Here is a 14,465-nt window from a genome sequence, read left to right on the forward strand (position 1 = left end):
TCGGCTAAGGTTTGGTTTGCCGACCTGACCTATGACCGAGGAGATCAACCATGACCAAGGACAGCCTATCAGAGACAGCGGCCTTGCGCGCGCTTTTGTCTGAGACATCTGACACCAACCTGCTTGCCGAGATGCTCGGGTTCGTCGCCGACCGTCTCATGGCGCTGGATGTCGATCGGCTCTGCGGCGCCGGGGCGCACGAACGCAGCGTCGAACGGGTGAACCGGCGCAACGGATACCGCTCCAGAGCCTGGGAGACGCGCGCCGGGACGGTCGACGTGAAGATCCCGAAGCTGCGCAAGGGCAGCTATTTTCCCGAGTTCCTTGAGCCGCGCCGGGCGGCGGAAAAGGCGATGACGGCGGTCATTCAGGAGGCCTATGTCCAAGGCCTGTCGACGCGCTCGGTGGACGACTTGGTCAAGGCGATGGGCATGACCGGGGTGTCGAAGAGCCAAGTCAGCCGCCTGTGCGGCGAGATCGACGAACGGGTTGATGCGTTCCTGACCCGTCCGCTGGAAGGCGAATGGCCCTACCTGTGGCTCGACGCCACCTACATCAAGGTGCGTCGCTCTGGCCGGATCGTCAGCGTCGCGGCCATAGTGGCTGTCGCTGTCAACCTGGACGGCCGCCGCGAAGTTCTGGGCATCGCCGTCCAGCCCAGCGAGGCGGAGGTCTTCTGGGACGAATTCCTGCGTTCTCTCGCCGATCGAGGCCTGCGCGGAACCCGTCTGATCATCGCCGACGACCACAAGGGGCTGAAGGCCGCCGCGGCCAAGGTGCTCGGTGCCACCGTTCAGCGCTGCCGCGTCCATTTCATGCGAAATGCGCTGGCCTGCGTCGGCAAGAAGGACCGCCCGATCGTCACCGCCGCGCTCAAAACCGCCTTCGACCAGGACACGCTCACGGCATCGAAAGAGCACTGGGCCAAATTGACCGACGCGTTCGAACCGCGCCATTCCAAGCTCGCCGAGCTGATGCGCCGCGCCGAGGACGACGTCTTGGCCTACAAGAGCTTCCCCAAGGAACACTGGGCGAAAATCCACAGCACGGATGAGATCGACAAGACTTTTCCGCCGGAATCCTCTATTCTTCGGCAGTGCGGTCGACCTCGGGGCGAAGCGTGGCGTGCCGGCTGGAAGCGTCACCGGGCAGCCTATTCAGTCCCTGCCGGTTTGAGGCGGCCGCACACCCTCTGCCCTTTCCTGGAGGACGCGTCCGCCACGCGGCAACGAAGTGCTCATAGCTCTTTTCCGCATGCTCGGCGATCTTGGCTTCCTGATGGCGCAGCTCCTTTACGTTGTATGCATAGCTCGAGCCGCGCCTGTTGCCTTTCTTCTGCGGCAACCCAGCCGCCAGTTCCATGGCGCGGCGCTTGTGGGCGACCAGGCTGGGCCTGGCCCAGCGGTAATCCTCGCCCTTCGTCAGCATGTGCCAGCAAAGGGTCGCAAGCTTGCGCGCCACGGCAACGGCGGCGATCTGATGACCACGACGCGCGCGGATACGGATGAAGAAGGCGCGCAACGGACCCGGCGCTTTCGCCGCGGCCCAGGCCGCCTCGACCAGCATGGCGCGGGCATGGCTGCGACCGGCCTTGCTGATCCGGCCATGGTGGGCAGGCCCCAGACCGGATTGGCGCACACGCGGGTTCAGCCCGAAATAGCTCACCAGTTTCTGCGGCGACTTGAACCGCTCGATGCTGCCGATCGCCGCCATCAGCCCCGCGGCGACCGCCAGATTGACCCCGGTGATTGTCAGGAGGCGCTGAATTTCTTCGTCGTCCAAGGAGTCCTCGGCGATGTCGCGGTCGAGTTGGGCAAGGTCTTCTCCGAGCCGGTCAAGCTCGCGGATATGACGCGCGATGGCGGCGCGTTCGTCCTCCGGCACCGGCTGGCGGGTCAGCCAGTCGCGGCCGCGCGTGTTGAAGAGATCGGCATGCGGGCATTTCGGGATCAGATGCGCGTGCAGGATGGCATGCACCTCGTTCTTGATCCGGGTCCGGTGCCGGACAACCTGATAGCGGCGCGCCACCAGTCTGCGCATCCGTTCCGTCGCCGCATCCGGGGTCCAGATTTCCGGCAGGTAGCCGGCCGCATGCAGGCTGGACAGCGTGCCGGCGTCGACCTTGTCGGTCTTCACATGGGCATGGGCGATCGCCTTGACCTGAAGCGGATTGGCAATCACCACCCGTTTCACATGGGGCGATAGAACCCGGGACACCGCCATGCAGTTTCCGGTCGCCTCGATCACCACCTCGTCCGTCTTCTTCAGTTGCCGGCCGAAGCCCTCCAGGGCCGTGCGTGTCATCTCGACCCGGCCTTCGTGCCGGGTCAGACCATTCTCCCAGATAACCACCTCCCCAAAGGTGCGGTGGATATCGATGCCGATCACGCGTCGCATGCGTGCCTCCCTTGCCAGTGACAAAAAGCGGGAGCGGCGGGCGACACGACAACTACGGATTCGCGCTCTCGGCGCAACCGGGCGAGTCGCAGAGGCGGCCAGCTACTAACTCGAGCTCTCGGCTCATGCTGTAAGAACGGCCTGCCCGCACCTTCGTGCTCCCAGTGCCTCTGTCCCGGATGCTCGCAGCATACACCCTGATCCGAGAATCGGGGCCGAACATCGGCACCAGGATCTTCATACCGGTTACCAACCCAATCGAACGCCTGAATAAGGAGATCAAGCGCCGGACCAACGTGGTCGGAATCTTTCCCAACGAGGCCGCGGTCACGCGCCTGGTTGGCGCACTGATGCTGGAGCAAAACGATGAGTGGGCGATCACGCGGCGCTACATGACACTGGAAACCGTCGCTGCCATTTGCGACACTACACCCATGGACCCGGCGACTATCGCCGCCCTGTAACTGCGGCCAAGCCAAGGCCGAGGAGCAAAGTTACACCATTTCCCGGGACACTATCGCGGATCGCGGATGGTCTAGTACTATGGACACCCTCTGTCATTTAGCCATCTATTGGTTCCCCTTTTGTTGGGCCTGACTGCTGCCGGGTGCCATGCTTCTGTCCGGGCTCGGCGTAGGAGCCGTCCCATGATACGGTCGGAACACGCAGGGTCGGTCTATCTCCGAAGCGGCATTGCGTTGCCACGGCGTCCAGCGACCTGTTCCTATCCATCGTCCCCGGCCCGCTAGGGAACCTCTCGGTATTCTAGATTTCAGGCGCGGGAGGGAAACGGGTTAAACAGGGCTTCGTCGATCCACAGGCGATGCAGGAGCACGCCGATCTTGCGCGCTCGAGCTGTTTTGGCACGCTTTGCGCCTCTGCGGCGGGCGATGCTCGCAACCCAGCTCTTGAGAGCCGAGGACGCCTTTACTCGCGTCATCATTAAATGGGCAGCCTCAAAGAGCGCGACACGTACGCCCGGATCGCCTGCCCGGCTGATCGCGCCAGGCTGATCTGTCTCCCCCGATTGATATCGCCTCGACGTGAGACCGAAGCAGGGACCGATCTTTCGCGAAAACCGAAAACCGCCCTGGCTCATCCACGGCTGCGCGGAAGGTCATGGCGATGTCTGCCGGTGTCATCTGAACCTTCCGGATACAATTGGCGAAATGGGTGCCAAACGACCGCGTTGCACGAATAGCGCTCGGGCCGCATTTGCCCCTTTCCCCGGTTCGTTATGCGACACGCTCACAGGCTGCACGACCGAGACGGGTCCTGCGGTTGAGGGCATTGACAGCGATGCGGGCTTCGGTTGTCTGGGTCTCCATGTTGCGGCTGCGCAGTTCCGGTCCGATGACCTGTTTGTAGCGCCCGATCTGGGCTTCGCCGCGCGATCTCTGACCATAACCGGTGGCCCTCTGCCATGCCATTCGGCCAGTTTCGGTTATCATGTCGAGATGGGCGTTGCGTGCCTGGCAATCTCCGGGAACGGCGTTCTTCGGCGGCGGAATGATCAACTCGACATCCGGACCAAACGCGTGCCGGATTGTCGCGGCGGTTGGCACACCATCATAAGCTCCGTCTCCGATGAAACGGCGCACCGGACCGGATGCCTCGGCAAGAAGGTCGGGCAGAGCGCCGGTGTCCCCGACATGCTGGGGTGCCAGGCAGGACGCCACAAACTCGCCGCTCTCCGGATCGAAGCCGATATGCAGTTTGCGCCATATCTTGCGGGCCTTCGGCAGCCCGTGCTTCTCCCGCACCCACTCGCGGCCACCGTGGACACGCAGCCCTGTGCTGTCCACAACCAGCGCGATCGGACCACTGGCTGTCCGGGTGTCGGGTGCGATCTGAAGCGATGGCGCACGTCGGCAAAGCGTCGAAAAATCCGGCACGGGGAGGTCCGTCTGCATGAGCCGCAGCAGACTGTGGACAAAGCCCTTCGTTTGGCGAAGCGGCAAGCCGAACACGGCGCGCAGAGTCAAGCAGGTCTCGATCGCCAGATCAGAATACCGTTGTTGACCACCGCGCTTGCCAGAGCGCACTGCGCACCACCGAGACACCGCGTCTTCGCTGAACCAGACCGTTACGTCACCACGCTGGCGGAGCACCTCGTTGTATTCGGCCCAGTTCGTCACACGGTACTTTGCCTTCGCAAACTTACCCCGCCGCGACGCGTTGAATTTGAAAGGCATCCCAGCATCCCGCAGTCAAATCGAAGGACCAGCTACGCATCGGAAACGATTTGTGCAACACGCTCATGACCGACCGTCTTCAATACAGCCAGCGCATTGCGGCCGCCCGGGCAGGGTTCAGCGAACGTACTGCCCGCCGCATAGATGCCGATCCGCGGCCTCCGTCACAGCGCAAATCCGCCCGGGGCCGCACCGTGTCCGATCCGCTCGAGGCGGTGTGGGAGCCAGTGCTGCTCCCTATCCTCGAACGTGATCCTGCCGTTCAAGCGGTGACGCTCCTGCGCCATTTGCAGATGATCGACCCGGATGCGTTTCCCGATGACCGGGTCCGCCGGACCCTGGAACGCCGCGTTCGCGACTGGCGCGCCCTGCACGGGCCCGAGCGCGACGTGATTTTCAGGCAGACGCCCGAGCCGGGCCGCATGGCGCTGTCGGATTTCACCGACGCCCGCGAACTGCGAGTGACTGTCGCGGGCCATCCGTTGCAGCATCGGCTGTTCCACTTTGTGCTGGCCTACAGCGGCTGGGAGCATGCAGCCGTGGTGCTGGGCGGGGAAAGCTTTACAGCACTGGCCGAGAACCTCCAGAACGCGCTCTGGACCCTGGGCGGCGTGACGCACGAACATCGCACAGACAGCCTTTCAGCCGCTTGCCGCAATCTCGATGCGGATGCCGCTGCTGATGTCACCAAACGCTATGAAGCTTTCTGCGCCCACTATGGCATGATCGCGAGCCGCAACAATCCTGGCGAGGCGCATGAGAACGGCGCGGTCGAAGCCCACAACAACCACCTCAAAACTGCTCTGGATCAGGCCCTGATCCTGCGCGGCTCCCGGGACTTCACCGAGATCGCCGCCTGGCGCCGTTTTGTCGACGAACTCGTCGCCCGCCGCAACCGGCGGCGCGAGGCTGCCGTGTGCACCGAGATGGCAGAGCTGCGGCCGCTGCCCGCACGTCGCACCACCGATTTCACTGAAGTGGTCGCGCGCGTCACGAAGACGGGCGGCTTCCTCGTTCACAGCGTCTTCTATTCCGCCCCCTCCCAGCTCATCGGCAAGCGCCTGCGCATCCATGTCTACGACGACCGGATCGAAGCTTTCCTCGGGGCCACCCATGTCGTCAGCCACCCCCGGCAGCGCGGCCGCAGTGACGGCGTGCGTGTCCATTGCGTCAACTATCGCCATGTTATCCAAGCGCTGCGCCGCAAGCCGCAGGCACTTGCCGGGTCGGTCTACCGCGAGGGGCTCTTCCCCAGATCGGAGTATGCCGAGGCCTGGGCCGCGCTTTCCGCAGCATTGCCCCGCAAAGACGCCTGCCGCCGGATGGTCGATCTGCTCTGGCTCGCCCATGACGAAGGATGTGAGGCTGGTCTCGCCGCGCTGATTGCCAAAACCCTCGCGCAAGGCAATCTCCCGGAGGCCCGCACCCTGAAACAGCGCCTGGTGCCGCGCCGGCGCGCGCTGCCGGAGGATCCGCCTGTGCAACTCACTGACCTGGCCAGCTTTGACGCGCTGCTGGAGGGCCGCGCATGACCGCTCCCATTGCTCCGTGCCCCGTTGATGTCCATGCCTTGCCTGCCATGCTCACCGCATTGCGCCTCCCCAGCTTCCTGCGCCATTGGCCGGCGCTGGCCGGGCGCGCCGATACCGAAGGCTGGCCCGCCGCACGCTTCCTCGCGGCCCTTGCTGAAATTGAGATCGCCGAAGGCGATGCCCGCCGCATCCAGCGCCACCTTCAGCAATCCCGGCTGCCCGGCGGGAAGACCCTCGCCATGCTCGACTTCAAGGCCCTTCCGGGCGTGCCCCCGCGCGCGCATCGAGGCACTGGCGGCAGGAGACTGGGTGGAAACCGGCGCCAATCTCATTGCCATCGGCAACTCGGGCACTGGCAAAACCCAGGTATCGATAGCGCACCGGGTCTGATGCCACCGGGAAGTCGATGTGGAACTGCCTCGACGACATAACCTATGCGCAGAAAGATCAGGCCGAGAGCTCTGTCCTCTTCGAACTCATCGCCCGGCGGTATGAAACCAGAAGCCTCGCGATCGCCGCCAACCAGCCCTTCAGCGCCTGGGACCGCATCTTCCCCGACCGGGCCGTTACCGTCGCTGCAATCGACAGGCTCGTCCATCACGCCACCATCCTCGAGATGAATGGCGAAAAGCTATCGCCGCCTCGCTGCCGCAAGCCGGCGAACCACTGAGGTTGTCGCCGGAACGACAACCTCCAGCGACAACATCGAGCAAACAAAATCGGAAAACGCCAAGGAGGAAAACGCCGACTAACCGACCAGATCGCAGCGGTCAAAACCGGCCACCGAGGTTGTCGGTCGCGGCCAAGGAGGTTGACGCCCTACACCTTGAAGAGGTTCTTGCTGAACGGGGCGTGGATGCCGATCACGCGACGCTGAACCGATGGGTGGTACAATACGCGCTGCGGATCGCCGCCGAAATCCAGAAAAGGAAATCACCGGCTGGCCGATCCTGGCGCATGGTTGAGACCTATATCAAGGTGAAGGGCCGGTGGTGTTACCTGTACGGAGCTGTCGACAAACATGGGAAACACTGGATTTCATGCTATCCGAGAGCCGCGACGGCCTTCTTCGCCCAATCAATCGGAACCAACGGCTGGCCCGACAAGGTGGTGATCGACAAGAGCGGTGCGAATCTGGCCGGTCTGCGCATAAGCGCGTCAACGACCACCCGGGGCTTTCTCACATCCTTGAATTGAGAATGCGGGCTTTGTTGCCTTGGGAGAAGCATTGTGACCATTGCCAAGATAACCCATCTGTCTGCGGGCAGTGACTTCCGATCGCTATTCGAGCGCTCCGCTGTGGAGACCGGCTTCCTTCTCACTGTTGAGGACCGGTTCGGCATTGAGCGCCTGCTTCACCGTCGCGGAACCAAGAATGCGCCCAATCCCCCACTTCTGAATGGGCTCCTGCGCCACAAGCTGCGGATCTCTCGCGGCGCTCCTTGGCCGGCCCCGCCGGAGCTCGTCGTGGATGGATGCCATGTCACCTACATGATCAGCGGCGAGGGCACGCGCTCAGGTTTGCTGTCCATGGGCCCGGCGCCTGTCCCGGGACGGATTCTCATTGCATCTCTGCTCGGTGCCACCCTAGACGGCATGCGAATGCTGCAGAAGGTACCACTCCTGCGGGACGGCGGTCAGATCGAGACTATCGTAGTTGTGGATGTAAGCCCGGCACCGGACCACGACGCGGCCTGATGTCCGAACCCGCCCCTAGCGTGGCGGAAATGGAGGCGGCCGGGGTCGAACGGACCTGAAACACCAATGAGCAGCATGCTGCCCAGTACTCCTGCAGCGGGCGTTGACCGGATCCGGCCAGGTTGGCTACGCTTCAGGAGCGAGTCCGTCTTTCGGCTCGCTCAGACTGCAGGAGGCAAACATGCACCCCGACCTTCAGTTGCGACGTTCCGTTCTTGTGAGAGCGAGCCTGCGTTTCGAGAAAGCCGAGGCCGACTGGCGCGCCGCAGTTATAAAAGCATCCGAACTCGTTCCGCAGGCTCATCGGCACAGCTATTGGAGCATCGGCCACCCTGGCTCCCGCATCCGCGAACTGTACAATCGTCGCGACAAGGCTCTGAACCTGCTTACTGTAGCCTTGCTGAAGTTTGAAAGCGCTCGTCACCGGCTGCGTGAACGGCAGGCAGGCCGAGGGCCTCGCGCAGTTCTGTTATTGGCTCGAAAAGCTAATAGCTTCTGACCGGTAATGCAACGGACCCCTTCTGGGGCATCTGCTTGGGCCGTTGCGCCAGAAAACCGCAAACGGGCAGCCCCGCCCGTACGCCGTTGGGCTGACGGTCCGGGCACGAAAATCCGAAGATGGGCGCGGCTTTCGTCCTCGCAGCTATCAACTTTCCGCCGTTTTGTACCACCACGCCAAGGCCGATGCTTTCGGTCTCTGGAACGGCTATGCTGCCGAAACGAGCGCATGACAGGCCGAGGTCTCGACCTTCTCAATCACGCCCAAACAACTCGGCACTCCCTCAGAGAGTTAATTCGTCGTTCGGCATGATCGTGGAAATCGAAGATTTGAGAACGATTTGGGTCTGTTCCGCCCGCTGCAGAGCGAGAGAATAGCGATCGTGGCGCACCACATGGCCCTGCAGTCTGACACCATTGACCAAGAAAACTGTCGCCGGCACCTTCTGTAACTCAAGCGCAGTCAGGAAGCCGTCCTGCAGCGCATTTGTCTTCTCCGCCATCGCAGGCTCTCCGATCACTTCGTGTACCGAACATGCCTACATCGCAAGCGGAAGGCAAATGGGTGATGTCATTTGTGGACAGCCCCTGTTTTGCAAGAGTTTTCTTAAGGATTGAGATCTTATTGCTAGCGGTCATTTGTCCGCTGGCCTTGATGAAGTCCGCTGACCGGATCCCTATCACGTTAACGGGCTATGGCGCCCTGACAACACCACGGGGTGTTCCGGTTGCGGCTGCATTGATCATCATCACGCCGATTGCTCTTGCATCCTTGTTTGCGACAACTTGCTTGCCGCACGAAGTTTATGCAGTGCGGTAAGTTTCTCCTTTTGCCAGAATGGCCCAAGCGATCCTGGCGGTCTTGTTGGCCAATGCAACGCTGACCAACCGTGGTGGTTTGCTCTCCAGCAGGTGACGCACCCATTCTCCAGTTCGTGTTTGTGCTTGGATCGCTCGTCTGAGAACAGCCGTTGCGCCAATGACAAGAAGCTTGCGCAAATAAGCGTCCCCCATCTTCGTTATGCGTCCCAATCTTTCCTTGCCGCCCGATGAGTTTTGTCGTGGCACCAGACCAAGCCAGGCCGCGAACTGGCGGGCGGATCGGAAGAGGGCCGGATCACCAACAGTCGCTGCCAAGGCCGTTGCGGTGAGCACTCCGACCCCCGGTATTGTAGCCAACCTCTGGCTGGCCTCGCTCTGCCGGTGCCAGGTCCGTATCTCTCGATCGAGCCGAGAAATCTCATCTTCCAGGCCATCCATCTGACGGATCAGGCTTCGCAGGGCAGATTGGGCGACCTCGGGGACGCTGCAACTGTCATCCTGCAGATGGATGAGGAGTTCGCGTATCTTGTGCGGCCCGCGCGCGGCGACGATGCCAAACTCTGCCAGATGGGCACGAAGCGCATTGATCAGCATCGTGCGTTGTCGCACCAGAAGATCCCGCGCACGATGCAGCATCAGAACCGCCTGTTGATCGGTACTCTTGATCGCGACGAAATGCATATTCGGTCGATTGACGGCTTCACATATCGCCTCGGCATCCGCCATGTCGTTTTTCTGACGCTTCACATAAGGTTTGACGTAAGCTGGCGGGACCAGACGCACATCGTGGCCCAGAGCTGAAATCTCACGTCCCCAGTGATGCCCGGTCGCGCAGGCCTCCATGCCAATCAGGCAGGGACTGAGTTCAGTGAGAACATCAATCAAGGCGCGACGCCGGACTTTCTTTCTGAGAAGGACGTTCCCATCTGCATCGACTCCGTGAAGTTGAAAGACAGACTTGGCAATATCGATCCCCAATGTTGTAATCTGCATGTGGATGGCTCCCTTTTCTGTTGGGTTCAACAACTCCAACATGGCACATTGCGATGCCGCTGCGTGGGGCTGTCCACACCATCACGTTAACGAGGTGTTGTTGAGAAATGGCCCCTGGGGTTGTGGATTTCAGGCTATGCTCGCAGCGGCGCTTCAGGTGTCGAAAGCTTCGAGGCGATGAAATCGAATGGTAAGGGCGTTGCGGCGGCTGGCAGGAACGGAGAAATGGTTTCGGATGGCGGAGTGAACGGTAATGAAGCGCTGCAGGCTGCCGGGAGATCGGAAGCCATCACAATCCGGTTCTCAAAACCTTCGCAGAACGCCTTCGATCCGCTGGAAAACCGCACAAAGTCATCATCACTGCGGTCGCCCGAAAGCTGGTTGCAATCGCAAACGCACTCGTCAAAGCGCGTCAGAAATGGTCCCCTCAGGTCACCTGAGAAATGCAGTTGTTAGGGAATTACGCTGTAGCGTAATTTTTATATTTTTACGTTGTAGCGTAATTTTGTTTGATTTACGCTACAGCGTAAAAGGGCCGCGTCATGGATCTCACAGCACGAACAGCCTCACAAATTGGCGAGGCACTCCGCAGGTCGCGCAAGGCGCGCGGCTGGACACAGAGCGATATCAGCGCACGCACCAATTTGCGTGTCGCGACTATTTCATCGCTCGAGAATGGCGATTCAGGAACCAAACTGGCCACAGTGCTGACCGTTATGGCTGCCCTCGGGCTTGAGTTCCAGTTAGTTGAACGTGGCGGCTCGGTTGAAATTGAGGATATCTTCTGATGGCGAAACGCGGGCGCGGCGGCGTGATGCAGGTGCTTCTGAACGGGCGGCAGGTTGGTGCCCTGCGTCTCGCGGGTTCTGGCGCGATCAGTTTTGCCTATGATCCGGAATGGCTGGCCTCGGAACATGCCATGCCAATCTCGCTTTCCCTGCCTTTGCGCGAGGAGGCGCACCAAGGCGGGCCCGTCATCGCGTATCTGGAAAATCTGCTTCCGGACAATCAGGCAATCCGGGAGCGCGTCGCCGTGCGGGTTCGCGCGGGCGGCACTGACGCGTGGCACATGCTGGAGAAGATCGGGCGCGACTGCGTAGGGGCGCTGCAGTTCGCCGCGGGCGAGGTCTCCGGGACGGGTGCACTTGAAGGCGAGCCCGTCACGGAAGCGCAAATTGCCGGCATGCTGCGCAACCTGGCGAGCGCTCCTCTGGGGCTTGAGGAAGAGGATGACTTTCGTATTTCCATAGCCGGTGCGCAGGAGAAAACCGCGCTGCTCCACCATGAGGGCGATTGGATCCGGCCCTCGGGCATGACCCCCACGACCCATATCCTAAAGACTCAGCTCGGTGTGCTCCCAGCAGGCATTGATCTCTCCGACAGCGTCGAGAACGAATTCTTCTGCATGAGCTTTTGCCGCGCCATGGGCATGGATGTGGCTGAGGTCGAAATCATGGACTTCGAGGATGTTCGAAGCCTTGTGGTGACGCGGTTTGACAGGCGCTGGACCAGGGGCGGCCGGTTGATCCGCCTCCCGCAGGAAGACTTCTGCCAGGCGCTCTCCGTGCCGCCCAGCCAGAAATATCAAATGGATGGCGGGCCGGGAATCGCGGAGGGGATTGGGCTGCTGACCGGAAGCGACGATCCGGAGGCTGATCAGCGCGCATTTTTCCGCGCACAGGTCCTGTTTTGGCTCTTAGGGGCGACGGACGGGCATGCCAAGAATTTCAGCATCGCGCTGCACCCTGGCGGTTTCCGCATGACGCCGCTCTATGATGTGTTGAGTGCGCAGAAGGCCGTTGACGATGGACAGATCCGCCAGAACCGGATGCGCCTCGCCATGGCCGTGGACGGGCACTACCGGATCAATGAGGTTGTGCCGCGGCATTTCCTGCAGGCTGCCAAGGCGGCGGGGTATGGGCTTGCGCTCGCTGAAGAAGTTCTGTCGGAAATCGTTCTGCAGCTTGAGCCGGACTTGGAAAATACCGTGGGCAACCTGCCAGCTGGGTTTCCCCAACTTTTGTCGGAAGCGATTGCCTATGGCATCCGAAGACGGGCGAGCGCGCTTTAGGGGATTGGGGCAAGCCTTAATGTGACAGTGGGGCATGGCCAAATTGATCCTCTTTACAATCTCGGGCAGCGCTCTGGCGTGATTATTCCGACCTCAATGCTGCGCCTGAAAGGTTTTCGTTTTCTCCGCGAATTCGTCGACCAAGCAGTATGGGCATGTCAGCGGTTCGCTCTCAGCACATGTGGCGGCCAGACCGGTTTCTGGAGAGAGTAAAAGCTGGAAAAGCCGCAAGATATCTTTCTGACAGCGGTTGTCTTGGAACGGGTTGATGCGGCGCATCACAAACCCCAGGATCAGAGAAAAGAACGCTCATGCCGCCTGTCATCCGAGACCTGCCACTCATTCCAGGTTACGCCGAAATACGAGCACAAGCTGAGACTCGTGCAGAGCTTCATGAATGTTGCGCTAGAGGCGGGAACCGGTCCGGGCTGCCCGGTATGGTGCCCGGCTCCGGCTCGGACGTTTTTCAGATCCAGAGCCCGGAGAATGTGACCGCAAGCCCAAGCCCGCAGAGCCCCAGTGTGGTAAACAGGCGCTGTGAGCCGATCAGTCCTGCGGAGACCAGCGACAGCCCCACACCCATGCGCAGCAGCGCAAACAGGGCGTTCAGCGGATCCTCAGCCAAGGTCAGGATCGCAGGATTGGCTACCATCCCCAGCGGGATCAGGTAGAGCCCGACACCGAGCGACATCGCGGTGAGCGCCACCTTCAGCCAGCTCTCCCCGATCATCCCTGCGGCGATGAACACGGCGCCGCAAACCGGCGGCGTGATGGTCGAAAGCAGTGCGAACCAGAACACGAAAAGATGCGCCTGCAAGGGCTCTAGCCCGAGCTGCGTGAGCGCAGGCCCCGCGACCGAGACGCAGATCACGTATGCTGCAGTGGTCGGAACCTCCATGCCCAGCACAAGGCAGGCGATGGCGGTGAGAAACAGCGACGGCCATAGCATCCCACCTGAACCTTGGATGATCAGCGAGGTGATCTTCACCCCCAGCCCTGTGATCGACAGCACCCCGATGATGATCGAGGCGCAGAGGATGATAGCGGCAATCATCGACACCTGTCGCGCCCCGTTCAACATCGCCGAAACGGCGCGGTCGCGGATCTGGTGCGGGCGGAAGGACATTTCGGCATTGAACAGCAGTAGCACCGCCCCTGCGAGCACCGAAAGCGCTGCGGCATATTCCGGCGTGAACCCGGCCCCGAACATGGCCCACAAGAGCACGCTGAAAGGCACTAGGAAGAACAGCGAAGTGACAATCACGTCGCGCCGCTCCGGCCGGTCCTCGGGAGGGACGCCGCGCAGGTCGAAGCGGCGGTTGTAGGCGTTGATGCCGACCCAGACCGCTAGGAAATAGAGCAGCGCGGGCAGTACCGCCGCCGCCATGATCGAGGTGTAGGGCACCCCGGTCAACTCTACCATCACGAAGGCGCCCGCGCCCATCAGCGGCGGCATGATCTGGCCGCCGGAGGAGGCCACTGCCTCGACCGCTGCCGCCAGCCGCTTAGGGTAGCCCAGGCGGGTCATCGCTGGCATGGTGACCGCGCCGGTGGAGGCGACATTGGCGGAGGCCGAGCCGGAGATCGAGCCGAACAACGCCGAGGACAGCACCGAAACCTTCGCCGCGCCGCCCTTCAGCCGCCCCGCGGCGGCGCCTGCCACGTTCATGAAGCCCTGGCCCGCCTCGCCCGCATTCAGCACCGCGCCGAAGATTACGAAGATTGATACCACGCCGACCGAGACCCCGGTGAGCGATCCCCAGATGCCGCCTTCGGCTATGGTGAGGGTACCGAGGAAGCTTTCGAGCGGGGTGCCGGAGTGGCCGAACTCGCCCGGGATGTGCTGGCCGAACAGCCCGTAGAGCAGCGCTAGCGCCGCCACCACCGGCAGCGGCCAGCCGATCGCCCGCCGCGCGGTTTCCAGCACCACCGCCAGCAGCACCACCGCGATCACCACCTGGCCGCGGCCTTCGAGGAAGCCGTACTGGTCGCCCAGGGCATCGGCGTTGAGCGCCACCCAGATGGCCGCGGCGCAGCCTAGGGCCGCCAGCACGATCCCCGAGGCCAGGCGACCGCGCTCCTGCACGCCGAAGACTAGCGCGAATGGCAGGATAAAGGCCATGTGCAGCGGGCGGCTGACCAGGTTGGGCACGATGCCGGCAAACACCAGGGCAAGGTGATAGGCAACCAGGCCTGCGGCCAGCAGCAGCCAGAAGCCGGCCGCAAGGCGGCTTTGCGGAAGTTGGGTCATCAGGGGAG

11 protein-coding genes and 6 pseudogenes are annotated in these 14,465 nt (G+C 62.0%); 10 read left to right on the plus strand and 7 right to left on the minus strand.

From position 1 onward, the window contains the following. Positions 1 to 50: 50 nt before the first annotated feature. A pseudogene (locus tag OKQ63_RS22830) lies at positions 51 to 1,103 on the plus strand (IS256 family transposase); the annotation flags it as partial. Positions 1,104 to 1,188: 85 nt separating this feature from the next. Here the strand turns inward: OKQ63_RS22830 and OKQ63_RS22835 are convergent. Next, positions 1,189 to 2,379, minus strand: a pseudogene (locus OKQ63_RS22835) (IS110 family RNA-guided transposase); the annotation flags it as partial. Positions 2,380 to 2,645: 266 nt separating this feature from the next. Here OKQ63_RS22835 and OKQ63_RS22840 point away from each other — a divergent pair. Beyond that, positions 2,646 to 2,861: pseudogene (locus tag OKQ63_RS22840) on the plus strand (transposase); the annotation flags it as partial. A gap of 308 nt (positions 2,862 to 3,169) precedes the next feature. Here the strand turns inward: OKQ63_RS22840 and OKQ63_RS26190 are convergent. Both OKQ63_RS26190 and OKQ63_RS22845 read right to left on the minus strand, forming a co-directional pair. Further along, complete coding sequence (locus tag OKQ63_RS26190) at positions 3,170 to 3,496, minus strand: transposase (protein WP_350356320.1); 327 nt, start codon at positions 3,494 to 3,496, stop codon at positions 3,170 to 3,172. Between the two features lie 136 nt (positions 3,497 to 3,632). After that, positions 3,633 to 4,592 (minus strand): IS5 family transposase, encoded by a 960-nt coding sequence (locus OKQ63_RS22845; RefSeq protein WP_264214366.1) that lies wholly within the window; start codon positions 4,590 to 4,592, stop codon positions 3,633 to 3,635. 65 nt (positions 4,593 to 4,657) lie between these two features. On the opposite strand from OKQ63_RS22845, the gene istA reads away from it, so the two are divergent. The 5 genes and pseudogenes from istA (at position 4,658) to OKQ63_RS22870 (ending at position 8,321) form a co-directional block, all read left to right on the plus strand. Beyond that, on the plus strand, positions 4,658 to 6,124 hold the full coding sequence (istA, locus tag OKQ63_RS22850; RefSeq protein ID WP_264214367.1) for an IS21 family transposase: 1,467 nt from the start codon (positions 4,658 to 4,660) through the stop codon (positions 6,122 to 6,124). Continuing rightward, positions 6,121 to 6,876: pseudogene (locus tag OKQ63_RS22855) on the plus strand (ATP-binding protein). Before istA ends, OKQ63_RS22855 begins: the two are co-directional and overlap by 4 nt. Before the next feature lie 37 nt (positions 6,877 to 6,913). Continuing rightward, complete coding sequence (locus OKQ63_RS22860; RefSeq protein WP_434086077.1) at positions 6,914 to 7,321, plus strand: DDE-type integrase/transposase/recombinase; 408 nt, start codon at positions 6,914 to 6,916, stop codon at positions 7,319 to 7,321. 33 nt (positions 7,322 to 7,354) lie between these two features. After that, positions 7,355 to 7,822 (plus strand): hypothetical protein, encoded by a 468-nt coding sequence (locus OKQ63_RS22865; protein ID WP_264214368.1) that lies wholly within the window; start codon positions 7,355 to 7,357, stop codon positions 7,820 to 7,822. 181 nt (positions 7,823 to 8,003) lie between these two features. Beyond that, positions 8,004 to 8,321 (plus strand): hypothetical protein, encoded by a 318-nt coding sequence (locus tag OKQ63_RS22870; protein ID WP_264214369.1) that lies wholly within the window; start codon positions 8,004 to 8,006, stop codon positions 8,319 to 8,321. A 283-nt stretch (positions 8,322 to 8,604) separates the two neighbouring features. On the opposite strand, the gene hfq is transcribed toward OKQ63_RS22870, so the two are convergent. The 3 genes and pseudogenes from hfq to OKQ63_RS22890 form a co-directional block, all read right to left on the minus strand. Beyond that, entirely contained in the window at positions 8,605 to 8,823 is a 219-nt protein-coding gene (gene hfq / locus OKQ63_RS22880; RefSeq protein ID WP_174149399.1) for an RNA chaperone Hfq, read from the minus strand. A gap of 301 nt (positions 8,824 to 9,124) precedes the next feature. Further along, complete coding sequence (locus OKQ63_RS22885; protein ID WP_264214370.1) at positions 9,125 to 10,135, minus strand: IS110 family RNA-guided transposase; 1,011 nt, start codon at positions 10,133 to 10,135, stop codon at positions 9,125 to 9,127. A gap of 153 nt (positions 10,136 to 10,288) precedes the next feature. Beyond that, a pseudogene (locus OKQ63_RS22890) lies at positions 10,289 to 10,423 on the minus strand (IS6 family transposase); the annotation flags it as partial. 254 nt (positions 10,424 to 10,677) lie between these two features. On the opposite strand from OKQ63_RS22890, the gene OKQ63_RS22900 reads away from it, so the two are divergent. The 3 genes and pseudogenes from OKQ63_RS22900 to OKQ63_RS22910 form a co-directional block, all read left to right on the plus strand. Beyond that, positions 10,678 to 10,923, plus strand: coding sequence for a helix-turn-helix domain-containing protein (locus OKQ63_RS22900; protein WP_027233664.1), 246 nt, complete (start codon positions 10,678 to 10,680; stop codon positions 10,921 to 10,923). After that, complete coding sequence (locus tag OKQ63_RS22905) at positions 10,923 to 12,206, plus strand: type II toxin-antitoxin system HipA family toxin (RefSeq protein WP_264214371.1); 1,284 nt, start codon at positions 10,923 to 10,925, stop codon at positions 12,204 to 12,206. Before OKQ63_RS22900 ends, OKQ63_RS22905 begins: the two co-directional genes overlap by 1 nt. Positions 12,207 to 12,302: 96 nt before the next feature. Beyond that, positions 12,303 to 12,383: pseudogene (locus OKQ63_RS22910) on the plus strand (IS6 family transposase); the annotation flags it as partial. A 289-nt stretch (positions 12,384 to 12,672) separates the two neighbouring features. Here OKQ63_RS22910 and OKQ63_RS22915 read toward each other — a convergent pair. Further along, a complete protein-coding gene (locus tag OKQ63_RS22915) occupies positions 12,673 to 14,457 on the minus strand; it encodes a TRAP transporter permease (RefSeq protein WP_260033552.1) in 1,785 nt (594 codons plus the stop codon). Positions 14,458 to 14,465: the final 8 nt, after the last annotated feature.

It is taken from the genome of Leisingera thetidis, from assembly GCF_025857195.1.
Classification (GTDB): Bacteria; Pseudomonadota; Alphaproteobacteria; order Rhodobacterales; family Rhodobacteraceae; genus Leisingera; species Leisingera thetidis.